We start from the raw sequence: 17,853 nt of genomic DNA, 5'->3' as shown, positions 1-17,853 counted from the left end.
GCTAGCGGGGCGAGAATCCACAAAACACATACATAGCATCAGCAACTCGGGCCCCCATGGAAATCCGGCAACTGGAAGCCTTCGCGGCAGTCATGACCAGCGGCAGCGTGACCGCCGCCGGGCGCCTGCTGGGGCGCTCCCAGCCGGCCATCACGCGCCTGATCCAGGAGCTGGAAAGCGAGATCGGCTTTGCCCTGTTCGCCCGCAGCGGGCCGCGCGTCAGCCCGACCGAGCGCGGCTTCCTGCTGTACGAGGACGTGGAGCACGCGCTGGTTGGCCTGCAGCAGATCCGCGCCCGCGCCGCCGAAATCGCCCGCGAGGAAAACCGCTCGCTGCAGATCGCGGCCACGCCGGCCCTGGCGGCTGGGTTATTGCCCCTGGCCCTGGCCGGCCACCAGCCGGACCATGCGACGGCCGGGGCGGCCCACGCCAGCCACATCCATATCAATAGCGCCTCCCCCGAAAAAGTCGTGCATTCGGTGCTGACCAGCGCGGCCGAGATCGGCCTGACCAGCCTGCCGCTGGAGCATCGCGGCGTCACCGTGCACTGGATCGGACAAGCTGCCTGCGTGGCTGCGGTGCGTGCCGACGATCCCCTGGCGGCGCTGGCTACGATTCCGCTGTCCGCCTGCAGCGGCCGGCGCATCGTCACCATGCAGAATCCCTACCGGCTGCGCCGCCGCCTGGACGAGGCGTTTGCCCGCGCCGGGGTGGAGCCGGCCGCGCTGATCGACACCAACTCCTCGCTCAATGCGCTCACCGCCGTGCGCGCCGGGCTGGGCATTGCCGTGCTGGAGCCAGTGACCGCGCGCGGCGTGCCGCTGGCCGATATCGTGGTGCGCCCCATCGATGCCGACATTCCCTTTTACTTTGGCGTGATCACCCCGCAGGCCAGGCCGGCCAGCGCGGCGGTGCTGGCGCTGATCGACACGCTGGCCGACGCGGCCCGCGCACTGCTGCCAGATTTCGCCCAACGCGGCCCGGAACAGCACGGCGCGCTGCTGCAAGCGCTGTATGGCGACGCCACCGCCACCGAGCCGGCCGCCGGCACGCCCTACGACACGGAACACACCGACCTATGAACTCGCCCGCTGACACCTTCCCGGCCGCCGCCGCCAACGCCGCCGGCCTTGCCGCCCTGGAAGCGCGCCTGCGCCAGGACCTGTCCTGGCTGGAACTCCCGGCCAAAAGCTGGACCGTGGCGCGCACGCATGACGGCGAGCCAGTGCTGGACGTTGCCGTGATCGGCGGCGGCATGGCCGGCATGGCCGCGGCGGCTACGCTCAAGCACCTGGGCATCAACGCGCGCATCTTCGATCGTTCGCCGGAAGGCTTCGAAGGCCCTTGGGCCACCACCGCGCGCATGGAAACGCTGCGCTCGCCCAAGCAACTCACCGGCCCCGCGCTCGGCCTGCCCGCCCTGACGTTCCGCGCCTGGTTCGAGGCGCAGTTCGGCACCAACGCCTGGGAAGCGCTGGACAAGATCCCGCGCCTGCAATGGATGGATTACCTGTGCTGGTACCGCCGGGTGCTGGACCTGGATGTGCGCAACGAACATGTGGTCGAGCGTGTGGTGCCCCGCCCCGATGGCCTGGTGGCACTGGAAATCCGCTCGCCCGCCGGCGCGCTCAGCGTGCTGGCACGCCGCGTGGTGCTGGCCACCGGCCGCGACGGCCTGGGCGGCGCGCATGTGCCGCCCTTCGCGCAAGACCTGCCGCGCTCGCGCTGGGCGCACTCGAGCGATGTGTTCGACTACAACACCTTGCGTGGCAAGCGCGTGGGCGTGATCGGCGCCGGCGCGTCGGCCATGGACAGTGCCGCCACCGCGCTGGAAGCGGGCGCGGCCAGCGTGGACCTGCTGATCCGGCGCGCCGACATCCCGCGCGTCAACAAGGGCAAGGGCGCGGGCAACCCCGGCCTCACGCACGGCCACCCGAGCCTGCCGGACGACTGGAAATGGCGCATCCGCCACTACATCAACGCGCAGCAGGTGCCACCGCCGCGCGGCAGCACGCTGCGCGTCTCCCGGCACGAGAACGCGCGCTTCAACCTCGCCTGCCCCATCGAGCGCATCGAACAGGCCGGCGACGCGCTGCTGGTGCATACGCCCAAGGGCGCGTTCGAGCTGGATTTCCTGATCTTCTCCACGGGCTTTCGCATCGCGCTGGAAACGCGCGAGGAGTTCGGTGCCTTCGCCCGCCATATCCGCTATTGGCGTGACCGCTACACGCCGGCCGCGGGCCAGGAAGACCAGGAGCTGACGGACTCGCCGGACCTTGGCCCGGCCTTCGAATTCCTGGAGAAGACGACGCACGCATGCCCCGGCCTGTCGCGCATCCACTGCTTCTGCTATCCGGCGGCGCTGACGCACGGCACGGTATCGGGCGACATCCCCGCCATCAGCGACGGCGCCAGGCGCCTCGGCCAAGGCATCGCCGCGCTGCTCTACCAGGAAGACGTGGCGCTGCACTACGCCAATATGGAAGCGTTCGACGAGCCCGAGGTGTTCGGCGATGAGTGGGTCCCCGCCGGGCCACCCCCGGCGCTGCCCAGCGACGCGGCGAACGCATCATGAGCCGCTGGCCGATCCGATGGCTGGCCAGGCGGCTGGCGCAATCGCTGCTGGTAGTGCTGGCGATGACGGTGATCGTGTTCGCCGGCCTGCACGCGATCGGCAACCCGGTCGATATCCTGATCGGCCAGGACGTGGACCAGGTCGAGCGCGCGCGCATCATTGCCAGGCTAGGGCTGGACCAGCCACTCTGGCGCCAGTATCTCGCCTTCCTGCAAGGTGCCCTGCACGGCAACCTGGGCAACAGCTTTGTCTATAACGTGCCCGCCATCGAGCTGATCCTGCAGCGGCTGCCCGCCACGCTGGAGCTTGCCGTGGCGGCGCTGCTGCTGGCGGTGCTGGTGGGCGTGCCCTGCGGCCTCTTTGCCGGGCTGTATCCGGAGCATCCGGTGTCGCGCTTGCTGATGACCGGCAGCATCGTCGGCTTCTCGCTGCCGACCTTCTGGGTCGGGCTGATGCTGATCATGGCCTTCAGCGTGCGGCTGGGCTGGCTGCCCTCGGGCGGGCGCGGCGCCACCGCCGAGTGGCTGGGCGTGCCGTGGTCGTGGCTGACCACCGACGGCCTGCGCCACCTGATCCTGCCGGCCATCAACCTGTCGCTGTTCAAGGTGTCGCTGGTGCTGCGGCTGACCCGCGCCGGCGTGCGCGAGGTGCTGCCGCAGGACTGGGTCAAGTTCGCGCGCGCCAAGGGCTTGTCGCCGATCCGCGTGGTGCTGGGCCATGTGCTGCGCAACACGATGATTCCGCTGGTCACCGTGCTGGGGCTGGAGTTCGGCTCGACCATCGCATTTGCCGTGGTGACCGAGAGCATCTTCGCCTGGCCCGGCGCCGGCAAACTGATCCTCGACAGCATCAACGCGCTCGACCGCCCGGTGATCGTTTCCTACCTGATCGTGGTGGTGTGCCTGTTTGTCACGCTGAACCTGATCGTGGACATTCTCTACAAGCTGCTCGACCCGCGCGTGCGGCTGGAGGCCGCCACATGAGCGCCATCGACAACCCCGCCACAGCCGCTCCGGCGGCGCCCCAGGCGCTGCGCCGCGAATCGCCGTGGCGCCGCATGGCGGCGGATTTCTTCGCCTCGCGCACCGCCGTGTTTGGCCTGGTGCTGTTGGGGACCCTGGTGCTGGCCGCGGTCTTCGCCCCGCTGGTCACCCCGCAGAATCCGTATGACCTGCTCCAGCTCGACGTCATGGACGCGCGCCTCGCGCCCGGCACGCCGAGCGGCACCGGCACCTACAGCTACTGGCTCGGCACCGACGGCCAGGGGCGCGACATCTTCTCGGGCATCCTCTACGGCCTGCGCATCAGCCTGAGCGTGGGCGTGGGGTCAGCGCTGATCGCCGGCGTCATTGGCACCCTGCTCGGCCTGCTGGCCGCCTATGCCGGCGGCCGCGTGGACAGCATGATCATGCGCACCGTGGACCTGCTGCTGTCGTTCCCGTCGATCCTGGTCGCGATGATGATCCTGGCCTTCCTCGGCAAGGGCGTGACCAATGTGGTGCTCACGCTCGTGATCCTGGAGTGGGCCTACTACGCCCGCGCCGCGCGCGGCCAGGCGCTGGTGGAAAGCCGGCGCGAGTACGTGGAGGCGGCGCGCGGCCAGGGCATTTCCAACTGGCGCATCGTGGTGGGCCATATCTTGCCGAACTGCCTGCCGCCGCTGATCGTGATTGCCTCGCTGCAGGTGGCACGTGCCATCACGCTGGAGGCCACGCTGTCGTTCCTTGGCCTGGGCGTGCCGGTGACCGAGCCCTCGCTGGGCCTGCTGATTGCCAACGGCTACCAGTTCATGCTGTCCGACGAGTACTGGATCAGCTTCTTCCCCGGCATCGCGCTGCTGGTCACGGTGGTGGCCATCAACCTGGTGGGCGACCGCCTGCGCGACGTGCTCAACCCGAGGTTGCAGAAATGACGGCGCCGGACATCAACAACGCCGTGCCGACGCTGGAGGTCCGCCACCTGCGCACGTACTTCGAAACCCGCGCCGGCGTGCTGCCGGCAGTCGACGACGTCTCCTTCACGGTGCCGCGCGGGCGCATTCTCGGGCTGGTGGGCGAATCCGGCTCCGGCAAATCGGTCACGGGGTTTTCCATCATGGGCCTGGTGGATCCGCCGGGACGCGTTATCGGCGGCGAGATCCTGTTCCAGGGACGCGAGCTGACCGGCATGCGGCCTGCGGAACTGCGCCAGTTGCAGGGCAACCGCATCGCGATGATCTTCCAGGATCCGATGATGACACTCAACCCGGTGATGCGGGTGGACGCCCAGATGATCGAGGCGGTGCGCGCGCATAGCCCGGCGAGCCACAAGCAGGCGCGCGAACTGGCGCGCGACACGCTGGGCATGATGGGCATCCCCAGCCCGGAGGAGCGCCTGCGCGCCTATCCGCACCAGCTCTCCGGCGGCATGCGCCAGCGCGTGGCGATTGCCATCGCCATGCTGCACCGGCCCGACCTGATCATTGCCGACGAGCCCACCACCGCGCTGGACGTCACCATCCAGGCGCAGATCCTGTCCGAGGTGCAGAAGCTGGCGCGCCAGCATGGCACCGCGCTGATCTGGATCACGCACGACCTGTCCGTGGTGGCCGGGCTGGCCGATGAGGTCGCCGTGATGTACGCCGGGCGCATCGTCGAGCAAGGGCCGGTCGATGCCGTGCTGGACCATCCACTGCACCCCTACACCGCCGGCCTGATCGGCAGCTTGCCCAGCCTGAACAAGCGCGGCCAGCGGCTGCGCCAGATTCCCGGCATGACGCCCAACCTGCTGACGATGCCGCCCGGCTGCGCCTTCGCGGCGCGCTGCCCGCGCGTCTCCGAGGCGTGCGCGCAGGCGCCCGCCATCACCTCGCCGCGGGCCCTGCGCCAGGTGCGCTGCTTCCATCCGGGCCAACCGGCCATTGCCGCGGAGTTCGCATGAAGCCGACTGAACACGCTGCCGGCGAGCAGCCGCAATCGCCCGCCCTGATCGATGCCCGCGATCTCGCCAAGCGCTTTGGCGAGCAGCATCCCGGCCGCATTGGCCGCGCGCTGCAGCGCATGGGCTGGTCGGTGCCCGCGCCGGTCACGCACGCCGTGGACGGTGTGGACCTGCAGATCCGCCGTGGCGAAGTGGTCGGCCTGGTCGGCGAATCCGGCTGCGGCAAGTCCACGCTTGGCCGCATGGTGGCCGGCCTGCTGCAACCCTCGGCGGGGGAAATCCGGGTGGACGGCCAGAGCATCGAGGGCCTGGACGCCAGCGCCCGCCGCGCACTGCGGCTTAAGATCCAGATGGTGTTCCAGGATCCGTACGCCAGCCTCAACCCGCGCCTGCGCGTGGACCGCATCGTCGGAGAAGGCGCGCGCCTGCACGGCCTGGTGGATGCGGCCGGCTTCGACGACTATGTCAGTGCCCAACTGGAGCGCGCCGGGCTGGACCCGGCCCTGCGCCAGCGCTACCCGCATCAGTTCAGCGGCGGGCAGCGCCAGCGCATCGGCATTGCACGCGCGCTGGCGGTGCAGCCGGAACTGCTGGTGTGCGACGAAGCGGTGGCCGCGCTGGACGTGTCGATCCAGGCGCAGGTGCTCAACCTGTTCATGGACCTGCGCGAACAGCTTGGCCTGACCTATCTCTTTATCAGCCATGACCTTGGCGTGGTCGAGCATGTATCGGACCGCGTGGTCATCATGTACCTGGGCCGCGTGGTGGAAAGCGCGCCGACGGAAGAAATCTTCCGGCAGCCCAACCACCCGTACACACAGGCGCTGCTGGCGGAAATCCCGCGCCTGGACTCGCGCCACAAGACCTTCACCGCCATCAAAGGCGAGATCCCCAGCCCGCTGGCGCCGCCACCGGGCTGCCACTTCCATCCGCGCTGCCCGCATGCCATGGCGCGCTGCCGGACCGAGGTGCCGCGCCTGCGCGGCATCGCCGTGAACCATCTCAGCGCCTGCCACCTGAACGAGGCTGGCTAACGGTTGGCCATCCGTTGGCTAACTGTTGGCCAATGTGCGCCACACCTATCAACCCTTCTCACGCCCCGAGGAAACCTGCTCATGAAACGCCTGCTGTCCCTCTCGATCAGCGCCGCCGTTGCCGCCATGCTCTGCGCCGGCGCGGCCTCCGCGCAGTCCCTGTCGATCGCTTTTGCCGATCCGCTTTCGTCGCTGGACCCGCAGCTCAACAACCATGCCGGCGACCGCTCCGTCGACCTGCATTTCTGGGACCTGCTGATCGAGAACAAGGACAACAAGCTGCAGCCGGGGCTGGCCCTGTCGTGGAAAGCGCTGGACGACAAGACCTGGGAGTTCAAGCTGCGCCGCGATGTGAAGTGGCAGGACGGCAAGCCCTTCGGCGCGGAGGACGTGATCTTCTCCTACCAGCGCGCGCGCAATGTGCCGGGCAGCGTGGCGTCGTACGCGGGCTACCTGCGCACCATCGAGTCGATGAATGCCAAGGATCCGTACACCCTGGTCATCAAGACCAATATCCCGAACCCGGATCTGCCCCTGAACCTGGCCTCGATCCACATCGTCAGCAAGCACGTCGGCGAAAAGTCCAGCACCGAGGACTACAACAGCGGCCGCGCCGTGGTCGGCACCGGCCCGTACAAGTTCATCTCCTATACGCCGGGCGATCGCGTGATGATGGCGCGCAATGATGGCTACTGGGGCGGCAAGCCGGCCTGGCAGCAGGTCAGCTACCGCTACATCAACAACGGGCCGGCGCGCACCGCCGCGCTGTTGTCCGGCGACGTCGATGTGATCGACAAAGTCTCGGTGTCGGACCTGGCCAAGCTCAAGCAATCGCCCAACATCAGCGTGTTTCCCTATGCCGGCCTGCGCGTGATGCTGCTGCAGCCGAGCTTCAAGCCCGGCCCCAATCCGTACATCACTGACAACGCCGGCAAGCCGCTGGACAAGAACCCGCTGCTGGATGTACGTGTGCGCCGCGCCCTATCGCTCGCCATCAACCGGCAGGCGGTGGTGGGCCGCATCCTGCAGAACACCGCCAGCGTGGCCAACCAGTGGATGCCGAAAAACACCTTCGGCTACAACCCGGAGGTCAAGGACATCCCCTTTGATCCGGAGCAGGCCAAGAAGCTGCTGGCCGAGGCCGGGTTCAAGGATGGTTTCAAGCTGACCATCCACGCGCCCAACGACCGCTACCCGCAAGGCCCGGAGACCGCGCAGGCGGTTGCCCAGTTCTGGACTCGCATCGGCGTCAAGACCCAGGTGGAAGTGGTGCCCTGGTCGGTCTACTCCGGCCGCGCCAACAAGAACGAGTACGCGCTCAGCATGCTGGCCTGGGGCAACGGCACCGGCGAGGCCAGCTATGCGCTGGTCAACGTGCTGGCCACCGTGGATGCCAAGAAGGGCCTGGGCGCCTCCAACTGGGGCCACTACAGCAACCCGGCCGTGGACAAGGCCCTGGATGAATCCACCGCCGAGTTCGATGTGCCCAAGCGCGAGGCCATCCTGCGCCGCTCGGTCAAGTTGGTGTCGGACGATGTGGGCGTGCTGCCGCTCTACCACTACCAGAACATCTGGGCCGCCAGGAAGGGCCTGAAGGTGGCGCCGATGACCAGCGACCGCACCGCGGCGATGATGGTCACGCGCGACGGCAAGTAAGGCGGGCGAACATGGCACAGCTTCATATCACCCCAGCCGACGACCTGATCGACGTCGCGCGGCGGATTTCCGTGTCGGGACTACGTCCCGGTGAAACCATTGCCATCGCCACGCGCACGCTGCGCGGCCGGGAGCTTGCCTGGGCCAGCGAAGCCACGTTCGCGGCGGACGCCGCCGGCACCGTGGACCTGGAGCGCGACGCGCCGCTGTCGGGCAGCTACACGGGCGTGAGCCCCATGGGCTTGCTGTGGTCCCAGCGCCCGGTCGATAGCGACAGCCGCGAGCAGTTCCATGCTGACGCCACCCGGCCGCTCGTGACCGAGATCACGGTTCGGGCCGATGGCGCGCAAGCACACGGCGAACTGGTGCAGCGCCTGGCGGCTGCCGGCGTGACCCGCCGGGAAGTGCGCGAGGACGGGCTGGTCGGCACGCTTTACCTGCCCGCGGGCCCCGGCCCGCATCCGGCGGTGATGGTGCTCAACGGCTCTGGCGGCGGCATCAACGAACCGCGCGCCGCGCTCTACGCCTCGCGCGGGTATGCCGCGCTGGCATTGGCATACTTCAAGGCGCCGGGGCTATCGGACTACATCTCCAACACGCCGCTGGAATACTTCGAGCGCGGCCTGCACTGGATCCGCGAGCACGTCCGGCCTGCGCGCGACTTCATCGCGCTGTCGGGCCAGTCGCGCGGCGGTGAGCTTGTGCTGCTGCTGGGCGCAACCTTCCCCGAGCTGGTCTCGGCTGTGATCGGCTACGTGCCCGGCGCGGTGGTGCACAGCGCGCAGAACGCCGCCGATCCCGCCATCGGCCGCGAAGGCCCCGCCTGGCTGCACCACGGCAAGCCGCTGCCGCATGTGTGGGAGAACAACCGCACGGCAAGCTGGGCGCCCTTTGACGAAGGCCCGGCGCCTCATCGGCATGAACGCGCCATCCTGACCGCGCTGCAAGACCCCGAAGCGGTGGCGCGCGCCCGCATCCGCGTGGAGGCGATCCGCGGGCCGGTGATGCTGCTGTCGGGCACCGACGATGGCTCCTGGCCTTCCAGCCTGTATGCGCGCATGGTGGCGGACAAGCTGGCCGAGGTGGGGCATGCGCACGACGTCAAGCACCTTGATTTCGAGCAAGCCGGCCACGCCATCCTCTTCCCGTATGTGCCGACCACGCAGATGGTCTATGCACATCCGATATCCAGACGCATCAGCACCACGGGCGGCACAGCGGCGGCCAATGCCGTGGCGGACGAGCAATCGTGGATCGGCGTGCGCGATTTCCTGGCGCGCGCCGTGGCGCGCCACGCTGGCCAAGCCTGATTTGCCGAACAACAAAATCACTGAGTCAAGACCGAGAACCCCATCATGACCCAAGCCAATCCAGCCACCGCCGACGTGGTGGACAACGTTGCCGGCCTCGCCGCCGGCTCGGCCACCCACGCATTGCGCCATCAGCGTGAGAAGGTCGCAGCCGCCACGCAAGGCAGCTATGACGCACTGTTCGATCCCGCCCTTCCCGGCCTGCCGCTGTCCGAGCGTCTGCTGGTGGCGCTGTACGCCGCGCGCCTTACGCCCGCGCCGGAACTGGTTGCGCATTACAGCGCGCGCCTGGCGCAAGCCGGCGCCGATGCCGACCTGGTCACCGTGGCCGGGCAAGGCAATCCGGATTCGCTGGCCGATCCGCGCCTGCGTGCCATCCTCGCCTTCACCCGCACGCTGATCGAGAACCCGGTAGCGGGCGACGAAGCTGCCCTCAAGGCCCTGCCCGCCGCCGGCCTGGCCACGCCCGAGGTGGTGACGCTGGCGCAGCTGATCGCCTTCCTGTCCTACCAGGTGCGCCTGGTAGCCGGCCTGAAGGCCCTGAACACCCTGCAATCCCAGGAGGCTGCAGCATGAGCGCACCCATCAAGGCAAACGGCTTCACCAACGAGGTGCTCGACTGGAAAGCCTGGCTGGACGTGGTCCAGGTGGACCAGGCCACGCCAGAGCAGATCGCGGTGCTGGAAGAAAGCCATCCCAAGGCCAAGGTATCCGACTACTACCTGTTCCTGGTGCATCAGCCCGAAATCCTGCGCCAGCGCTCCACCGCCTTCAACGCCATCATGTACGCCCCCGGCGGCATGGCGCGCGCCGAGCGCGAGCTGGCCAGCACGGTGGTGTCGCGCATCAACGGCTGCGTGTACTGCGCGTCGGTGCATGCCCAGCGCTTCGAACAACTGGCCAAGCGCAACGATGTGATTACGCAGGTGTTCGAGGACCCGCATACGGCGGGCACCACCGCGCGCGAGCAGGCGATCTCGAAATTCTCGATCGCGCTGACCGAGCAGCCGGATGCGGTGAATGCCGACACCTTGCGCGCGCTGCGCGAGGTGGGCGTGAGCGATGCCGAGATCCTCGACCTGATTCACTCGATCGCCATCTTTGCGTGGGCGAACCGGTTGATGCTGAACCTTGGGGAGCCGGTGTTTCCGGTTGAAGGGGGCTGAGGTAGTGTTAAGCGCTGCCGGCTTCGGCTCGCTTGACGTTAGCCTTCAATCTGGCTTGGCGCACTGCAATGCACCGCCAGCCAGACCGTAGGCTGTTGCGCATCCGTCCACGCCACGCGATGCCGGCAATGCGCCGGCAGATGCAGGTAGTCGCCGGGCGCGAGCGTGCGCGGCTCGGCCTCGCCATCCAGGTGCAGGCCTGCGCTGCCGCTCACAAGCAGCACCCACTCGTCCTGCGCGCTGTCGTACCAGAAGCCCTTTGGGCTGGCCTGGCCGTTCGAGACGATGCGCTCGATCTTCAGGCCGGGCCGCTCCAGCAGGGCTTCGAAGCGCTCGGCAGTCCGGTCGACCGGCACCTGCGCCAGCAGGTTGCCCTGTGGCACGGGCGGCGGGTTGCCCTTGGCATCCATCATCGTCTCCGGTTGGGCGGCACGTCTGCCGCCAACGTCAATCGCCCGGGCCCGGGGCAAGCACGTCGCGCGCGCCGTTGCGGCCCATCGGCGAGACCAGTCCCGCCACTTCCATCTGCTCGATCAGGCGCGCCGCACGGTTGTAGCCAATGCGCAACTGGCGCTGCACGGCGGAAATCGAGGCCCGCCGGCTGGTGAGCACGAAGGAGGCCGCTTCGTCGTATAGCGGGTCGGCTTCCACATCGCCACCACCTTCACCGAACAGGTCCGACGCCGCGGCCTCGGCAGGATCGCCCGCGAGGATAGCCTCGTCGTAGTCGGGCTCGCCGAACTGCTTCCAGTGCTCCACCACGCGGTGGACTTCGTCATCGGCCACAAAGGCGCCGTGCACGCGTTGCGGATAGCCGGTGCCCGGTGGCAGGAACAGCATGTCGCCCTGTCCCAGCAGGCTCTCGGCGCCCATCTGGTCAAGGATGGTGCGCGAGTCGATCTTGGACGAGACCTGGAAAGCCACCCGGGTCGGGATGTTGGCCTTGATCAGGCCGGTGATCACATCCACCGACGGGCGCTGCGTGGCCAGGATCAGGTGGATGCCGGCGGCGCGGGCCTTCTGCGCCAGCCGCGCGATCAGTTCTTCGATCTTCTTGCCGGCCACCATCATCAGGTCGGCCAGCTCATCGATCACCACCACGATGAACGGCAGCGTGCGCAGCGGCTCGGGCGCATCGGGCGTCAGCGAGAACGGATTGGGCACGTGCTCGCCCGCGGCCTCGGCGGCGCGGATCTTCTGGTTGAAGCCGGCCAGGTTGCGCACGCCCAGCGCCGACATCAGGCGGTAGCGCTTTTCCATTTCGCCCACGCACCAGTTGAGCGCGTGCGCGGCCTGCTTCATGTCGGTCACCACCGGCGACAGCAGGTGCGGGATGCCTTCGTAGACCGACAGCTCCAGCATCTTGGGGTCGATCATGATCAGGCGCACATCGTCCGGCGTGGCCTTGTACAGCAAGGACAGGATCATGGCGTTGACCGCCACGGACTTGCCCGAGCCGGTGGTGCCGGCCACCAGCAGGTGCGGCGCGCGCGCGAGATCGGTAACCACCGGGTTGCCGGTGATGTCCTTGCCCATGGCCAGCACCAGATGCGAGTTATGCGCGAGGAACGATGAGGCCGCCACGATCTCGGACAGGCGGATCATCTGGCGCCGCGCGTTCGGCAGCTCCAGCCCCATGCAGGTCTTGCCGGGAATGGTCTCGACCACGCGGATCGAGGTCACGCCCAGCGCCCGCGCCAGGTCCTTCATCAGGCCGACCACCTGCGCACCGCGCACGCCCATGGCGGGATCCACCTCGAAGCGCGTGATGACCGGGCCGGCCGAGGCGCCAACCACCGACACCGGCACCTTGAACTCCGCCAGGCGCTGCGCGATCAGGTTGCCGGTTTCCTGCAACTGCTCTTCGGTCACCTGCTGGATGTCCGCCGTGGCGGTTTCCAGCAGGCCCAGGTCCGGCAAACGGTAGTCCGAAATACGGGACGGCGGCGGCGTGACGGCAATGACTTGCGACGCCGGCACGGCGCTGGCTGCGGGTGCCGCGGATACGGTGGGTGCGGCGGGTGCGGCGGCGGCTACCGGCGCATCGAGCGCTACCACCTTGCCGACCACGGCCGGAAGCACGATGCGCGGCTTGGGCGCCGGCGGCGTGGCCGGCAGCGCTTCGGGCAGCGGAGCCGGTGCTTCTTCTATCTCAGGCGCGCGGCTGGCAGCGCTAGCCTCGCTGCGGTGCTCGACCAGCAGGTTGGCATCGAGAACGCCTTCGGCGATCTCTTCCTTGGCGTCTTCAGGTTCGGCTTCAGGTTCGGGGCCGCCTGCGGGCCTCAGGTCAGCTTCGGCATCCTGAACGAACAGGATATTTGCGGCTTGTGCTTCTACTTCTGGCTCCGCTTCCGGCTCTGCCTGGGCCCGCGCAGCCGGCTCGGCGGCGCCTTCCGGCTCCTGAAGCATCGCCCGTTCGTCCACCTCAGGCGCCAGGACAACCTCTGGCAAGGCAACCGCCTCGGGCTCGGCCAGGACAGCCACTTCGGTATCCATGGCGGACGGTTCGGCAACGACTTCGTCGCTGGCTTCGGCTGCTGCTTCGGCCGCTGCTTCGGCTGTTGCTTCGGCCGGGCTTTCGATCGAGGCTTCAGCCACGACCGGCGCTGCTACCTCGCTTACGGCACCGGTGACAAGATCGGAGCCTGCCTCGGCGACAACAGCGGCGACCGCAGGAGCGGCTTCCGGCTCCGGCTGCGCGTCGGCCGCCGGAGCCGCAGGCCGCGTCGACTTCCAGGCGCTGGCCAGTGCGCTCAGCTCCGCCATCAGCGCCTCGGCTTCCAGGCGGAGCGCATCCAGCGTCACGGAGGGTGTCGCGCCTTCGCCGGCGGATTCCGCACGCGGCTGCGCAATCTGCGGGGCGTCAACGGATGCAGCGGCGGGAATGGCCATGTCCTCGGTGGACAGCACCGCCATAGGCCGCGGCTCGGCGGGCGCCACAGCGGGGACGGCCTCGGCCTCCAGCACTTCCGTTTCCTGCGCCTGGCCGGACAGCGCTTCAGGCTCTGCCGGCCCCGCTGGCACGGTGGCAACCTGTTCGCTTCGGTGCTTGCGCGCATCGTCGTCCTGCCCGACCGGCACGACAACCGGCCGCACCGCGGCAGCTGTCGTCCCACTCTTTGCAGCAGCGGGCTGGGCGGGTTGCGCATCGGGTCGCACATTGGCTTGCGGCAGTGTCGTGATGGCCGAGCGTGCGCTCATCTGCGGCTGGCGCACTGGGCTGCTGGGCACGGTCGCGCGTGCAGCCGCAGCCGGGGCAGGGCTGGCTGCGCGGGCCTGCACTGCCGCCGCGGCACTAGCAGCAGCCGCCGCCGCCGCGACAGATGCCGCGCGCGCGGTTGCCGGGCTAGTGGCTTGCGGCTGGCTGGGGGTGCGCAGCGGCGCCGGCCTGGCGGGCGCCTTGGCTACAGGCGGTGGCGATGCGGGTGCAGGGGCCTCCGGCTTGGCGGCGCCCGGCGGCCCGGCCTGCTGCAGCCAGATCTCGCCCGGCTGCGGCGGCGAGTTGCGGGTGCGCGCCGGCGGCTGCCAGACTGGCTGGCGCCGCGCCGATACGGCTTCGATGCCCTTGTGGCGCGGCACATAGTCGGTCGAGCCCGGCACCGCGGTGTGCGTGGCGCCGAGGTGAGTGGTCTCCCAACTGTCCGGCTCGCGCGCGGCGCGGGCGGGCGGGCGCTGGGGCGCCAGTTCGGCCTCGTCCGGCTCCGGCAAGCTGGGCTTGCGCAGGAACAGGCTGCGCCAGGTTTCGCCGAACACCATCGGCGCGGCCAGGGCCAGCACGCCCAGCATCAGCAGCAGGCTGACGCTCCAGCCGAGCATGCCGGAAACCAGGGTGCCCAGCGCGCGCCCGGCGCTGCCACCCGACGTGCTGCCTGCCATGCCGCCCTCGCCCGCCGCGCCTGTCAGCGCTTCGAGCGAAGCGCTTGCGCACAGCACGATCAACGTGCCAAGCCATACGCGCAGCGTGCCGCGCCCACTGAAAAACCGGCGCTCGCCGGCGAGCAGGCGCGCCACCTGGCGCCACACCAGCGGCACAAGCCACAAGGTCGAAAATCCGAACCAGCCAAAACCCATTATCGAAACGCCATCATCAAATACCTCGGGCGACGATTGTAGCGGGTCTGGGCGCGGCGTTTCCGCCCAAGATGGCACTCGCAACGGAATATCGCCTGCTTTCCGGCGTCTGGCCCCCTCCCCCGCCGCGCGAACCCTGTACGCCGACGTCGGCATCCACCGGCGCAAAGGCGCGCCCACCGTGCGGCATGTGCGCTACTATGGACGAAGCCTGCCTCGAATCCACTGCCCGTTCTCACCGGCCGATTTCCATCGACCTAATCCCGAGCCAACCATGCAGACGCGCTACGCCGGACTGTCCGCCCTGGTGGTCGATGACCACCCGTTCCAGTTGCTGGCGGCGGAACAGCTGCTGACCCAGCTGGGTGTCAGCGACGTGCATTGCGCCGCGGACGGCCGCATTGCACTGGACCTGCTTGCCGCGCGCAAGGTCGACCTCGTGCTCTGCGATATCGAGATGCCAGGACTCAACGGGCCCGGCATGATGGACGAGCTGACCCGGCGCAAGGACCACGCCTTCGCCGGCGCCCAGCCCCTGTGGGTATGGGTGTCCGCGCTGCAGGACGACATCATTGATTCCCATGTGAGCTTGGCCGATTCGGTTGGGCTCGCCCACGTGCGCGCGGTGCGCAAACCGATCTCGGCGGTGGTGCTGGAAGAAATCCTGCAGGATGCGCTGGAGCGCGACCTCACCGCCGAAGCCCCGGCGGCGACCCCAAGCCAGCCGGATGACCGCGAGCTGCTGGCCGCGGTGCGCACGCCCGGCGCCATCTTCATCATGCTGCAACCGCAGTTCAGGATCAGCACCGGCGCGCTGGCCGGCGCGGAAGCGCTTTGCCGCTGGCGCCATCCGGCCATGGGCCTGATCCGGCCCGACCTCTTCATCCCAAGGCTCGAGGCGCTGGGCGAGGCCGATGCCATCTTCCAGCTGGCGGGACAGCAATGCCTGTCGGTGCAGCGCCAGTTGCTGGCGCGCGGCGTGCGCATCCCGCTGAGCATCAATGCATCCGCGCAGACGCTGTGCCGGCCCGGCGTGCTCGACGCCTTCGACGCCATGGTGGAAGCCAGCGGCATGCCGCGCCAGTTGCTGAACATCGAATTGACCGAGGGCTACCCGGTCTGCGACACCCGTGCCCTGTCGATCGCGCTGAACCGCCTGCGCTTGCTAGGCTACGGCGTGGCCATCGACGATTTCGGGATCGGCATTGCCACCCTCAAGCTGCTGGCGGACCTGCCCTTCACCCAGATCAAGCTCGACCGCTCGTTCGTGGTGGCGGTGCCCGGCAACAGCCAGCGCGCGGCGATCTGCCGCAACGTCATCAACCTCGCGCGCGACCTCAAGCTGGAATGCGTGGCCGAGGGCATCGAGACCCCCGCGCAGCGCGACGCGCTGCAAGCCCTGGGCTGCGACCTTGGCCAGGGCTACCTGTGGTCCCCCGCGCTGCCGCCCGACATGTTCGTGGCCGAAACGCTGGGCCGCTGGACACCCTGAGGACGCCCTCAGGACGCCCCCGAGCGGCAGCTACGCTAGTTCCACTTGCCGTTGACGCCGCCCACGCTCAGGCGCCCCGCGCCCAGCAGCGCGACCGCGATGGCGCTACCCAGGAACATCGCCTGCAATTCCAGCGCCCAGCCACCGGTGTCGGCCAGCATGCCTAGCTGCTTTATATGGACGAGGCTCACTGCCACCAGCATGTTGACGACGACGATCAGCGCGGCGACCCGGGCCCACAATCCAAGGATCAGCAGCACCGGCGCCACCACTTCCCCGATATAGACACCGTAGGCCAGCACCACGGGCAGGCCGGCCTGCGTCACCACCTGCGTCACGAACCCCGGCCCGGCAATAAGCTTGGAGATCCCGTGCAGCAGGACCAGCACGCCGAGCACAATGCGCAGTACCGCCTTGCCCAGGTCCTGCGATGGCTGAGAACCACTCATGGTCGTCACTCCTTGTCCGGATCAGAAAATGAAAGCACGAATGCGCCGCCCGCAGCCGAAGCGCCTTTGGCTCCACGCGCGGCACGCATATTCACCTTAGTGCGCCGCGCGGTGAAGGTAAAGGCACAAGTTGCGCGGACGCGTCTCAGATCTGGCCGACGGGCCGGTGCATGCCAGGCTGGCGCGGCGGCTGCATGCCCGCCTTGCAGGCCGTCTCGGGCAGGATGTCGGCAAGGAAATCCAGGAAGCGCCGCAGCGCCGGCGGCATGCCCTTGCGCGAGGGGAAGACCGCGTGCAACGTCCCGACCGGCATGATCCACTGCGGCAGCAGCACCTCCAGTTCCCCGCTCTCGATGGCATCGCGGCAGAACATGCGCGGCAGCATCGCCACGCCGATGCCCGCGATGGCGGCCGCGCGCAGCAGGGCGAATTCGTCGGTGACAAGGCGCGGATCGTACGGCACGTGGATCGACTGCCCGGTATTGCAGGTCAGCGTCCAGACATGCTTGCCGTCGTGCGGCTTCTGGTTGACGCCCGGCATGCCGTCCAGCGCCTCGGGCGTGCGCGGGCGGCCAATGCTGTCCAGCAGCGCCGGGCTGGCTACCAGCATGAGCGGGCTCTCGCCATAGGTGCGCACCACCAGCGACGAGTCGTCCATCACCTCGCGCACCCGCAGCGCCAGGTCGAAGCCTTCGGCAATCACGTCCACGCGGCGATTGGTGGCTTCCAGTTCGATGCGCACGCCGGGATTGGCCTGCATGAAATGCCCGATGGCGGGCGCCAGCAGGCTCTGGGCAATTGCCACGGGGCAGCTCACGCGCAAGGTGCCGCCGGGCTGGTCGCGAGCCTGCTCGATCACTTCGCGCGCCGCTTCGGCCTCGGCCAGCATGGCGCGGCAGCGCTCGTAGTAGGCCTCGCCGATGGGCGTCACGCGCACCTGCCGGGTGGTCCGGCGCAACAATTGCACCCCCAGGTCGCGCTCCAGCTGGGCAATGCGCCGGCTGAGCCGGGACTTCGGCACGCCGCTGGCACGGCTCGCGGCCGAAAAACTGCCGTGCTGGACTACCTGGGCAAACAGGGAAAGATCATTCAGGTCTTGCATGGATCATCCTTGGCGGTAGGAGCGTGCCAGGGTAGCAGCCCGCCTGCGTTCTGCGCCTGGAACAATAAGTTCTATTTTG

General features: G+C 68.6%; 13 protein-coding genes and 1 pseudogene. 10 read left to right on the top strand and 4 right to left on the bottom strand.

What is annotated here, in order from left to right; genetic code table 11:
- Positions 1–56: 56 nt before the first annotated feature.
- From AC07XB_RS22100 to AC07XB_RS22060, 9 genes and pseudogenes are all read left to right on the top strand, one after another.
- Positions 57–1,082, top strand: coding sequence for a LysR family transcriptional regulator (locus AC07XB_RS22100; protein WP_492829956.1), 1,026 nt, complete (start codon positions 57–59; stop codon positions 1,080–1,082).
- Positions 1,079–2,575 carry an NAD(P)-binding domain-containing protein gene (locus AC07XB_RS22095; RefSeq protein ID WP_492829954.1) on the top strand — a complete coding sequence of 499 codons (1,497 nt, stop codon included), beginning with the start codon at positions 1,079–1,081 and terminating at the stop codon, positions 2,573–2,575. The genes AC07XB_RS22100 and AC07XB_RS22095 overlap by 4 nt, the downstream gene beginning before the upstream one ends.
- Positions 2,572–3,558 (top strand): ABC transporter permease, encoded by a 987-nt coding sequence (locus AC07XB_RS22090; RefSeq protein WP_492812569.1) that lies wholly within the window; start codon positions 2,572–2,574, stop codon positions 3,556–3,558. Before AC07XB_RS22095 ends, AC07XB_RS22090 begins: the two co-directional genes overlap by 4 nt.
- Entirely contained in the window at positions 3,555–4,487 is a 933-nt protein-coding gene (locus tag AC07XB_RS22085) for an ABC transporter permease (protein WP_492812570.1), read from the top strand. Before AC07XB_RS22090 ends, AC07XB_RS22085 begins: the two co-directional genes overlap by 4 nt.
- Positions 4,484–5,494 (top strand): ABC transporter ATP-binding protein, encoded by a 1,011-nt coding sequence (locus tag AC07XB_RS22080; protein ID WP_492829952.1) that lies wholly within the window; start codon positions 4,484–4,486, stop codon positions 5,492–5,494. Before AC07XB_RS22085 ends, AC07XB_RS22080 begins: the two co-directional genes overlap by 4 nt.
- Positions 5,491–6,528, top strand: a complete 1,038-nt coding sequence (locus tag AC07XB_RS22075; protein ID WP_492829950.1) for an ABC transporter ATP-binding protein — start codon at positions 5,491–5,493, stop codon at positions 6,526–6,528. The genes AC07XB_RS22080 and AC07XB_RS22075 overlap by 4 nt, the downstream gene beginning before the upstream one ends.
- A gap of 81 nt (positions 6,529–6,609) precedes the next feature.
- Entirely contained in the window at positions 6,610–8,184 is a 1,575-nt protein-coding gene (locus AC07XB_RS22070) for an ABC transporter substrate-binding protein (protein WP_492829948.1), read from the top strand.
- Between the two features lie 11 nt (positions 8,185–8,195).
- Positions 8,196–9,494 carry an acyl-CoA thioester hydrolase/BAAT C-terminal domain-containing protein gene (locus AC07XB_RS22065; RefSeq protein ID WP_492829946.1) on the top strand — a complete coding sequence of 433 codons (1,299 nt, stop codon included), beginning with the start codon at positions 8,196–8,198 and terminating at the stop codon, positions 9,492–9,494.
- A 45-nt stretch (positions 9,495–9,539) separates the two neighbouring features.
- A pseudogene (locus AC07XB_RS22060) lies at positions 9,540–10,660 on the top strand (CMD domain protein).
- A 38-nt stretch (positions 10,661–10,698) separates the two neighbouring features.
- Here AC07XB_RS22060 and AC07XB_RS22055 read toward each other — a convergent pair.
- A complete protein-coding gene (locus AC07XB_RS22055; protein ID WP_492374843.1) occupies positions 10,699–11,073 on the bottom strand; it encodes a cupin domain-containing protein in 375 nt (124 codons plus the stop codon).
- A gap of 34 nt (positions 11,074–11,107) precedes the next feature.
- Positions 11,108–14,731 (bottom strand): FtsK/SpoIIIE family DNA translocase, encoded by a 3,624-nt coding sequence (locus AC07XB_RS22050; protein ID WP_492829944.1) that lies wholly within the window; start codon positions 14,729–14,731, stop codon positions 11,108–11,110.
- A 274-nt stretch (positions 14,732–15,005) separates the two neighbouring features.
- Here AC07XB_RS22050 and AC07XB_RS22045 point away from each other — a divergent pair, with 274 nt between their 5' ends.
- Positions 15,006–16,223, top strand: coding sequence for an EAL domain-containing response regulator (locus AC07XB_RS22045; RefSeq protein WP_492374845.1), 1,218 nt, complete (start codon positions 15,006–15,008; stop codon positions 16,221–16,223).
- A 35-nt stretch (positions 16,224–16,258) separates the two neighbouring features.
- Here AC07XB_RS22045 and AC07XB_RS22040 read toward each other — a convergent pair whose 3' ends face one another.
- Positions 16,259–16,672: a DoxX family protein gene (locus tag AC07XB_RS22040; RefSeq protein WP_492829942.1), complete on the bottom strand. Its 414-nt coding sequence runs from the start codon at positions 16,670–16,672 to the stop codon at positions 16,259–16,261.
- Positions 16,673–16,817: 145 nt separating this feature from the next.
- Entirely contained in the window at positions 16,818–17,774 is a 957-nt protein-coding gene (locus AC07XB_RS22035) for a LysR family transcriptional regulator (RefSeq protein ID WP_174426354.1), read from the bottom strand.
- Positions 17,775–17,853: the final 79 nt, after the last annotated feature.

The organism is Cupriavidus sp. GW821-FHT02F09 (assembly GCF_059421605.1).
Note: the sequence above shows the minus strand (reverse complement) of the source record. Positions and strands in the feature narration are given on the sequence as shown.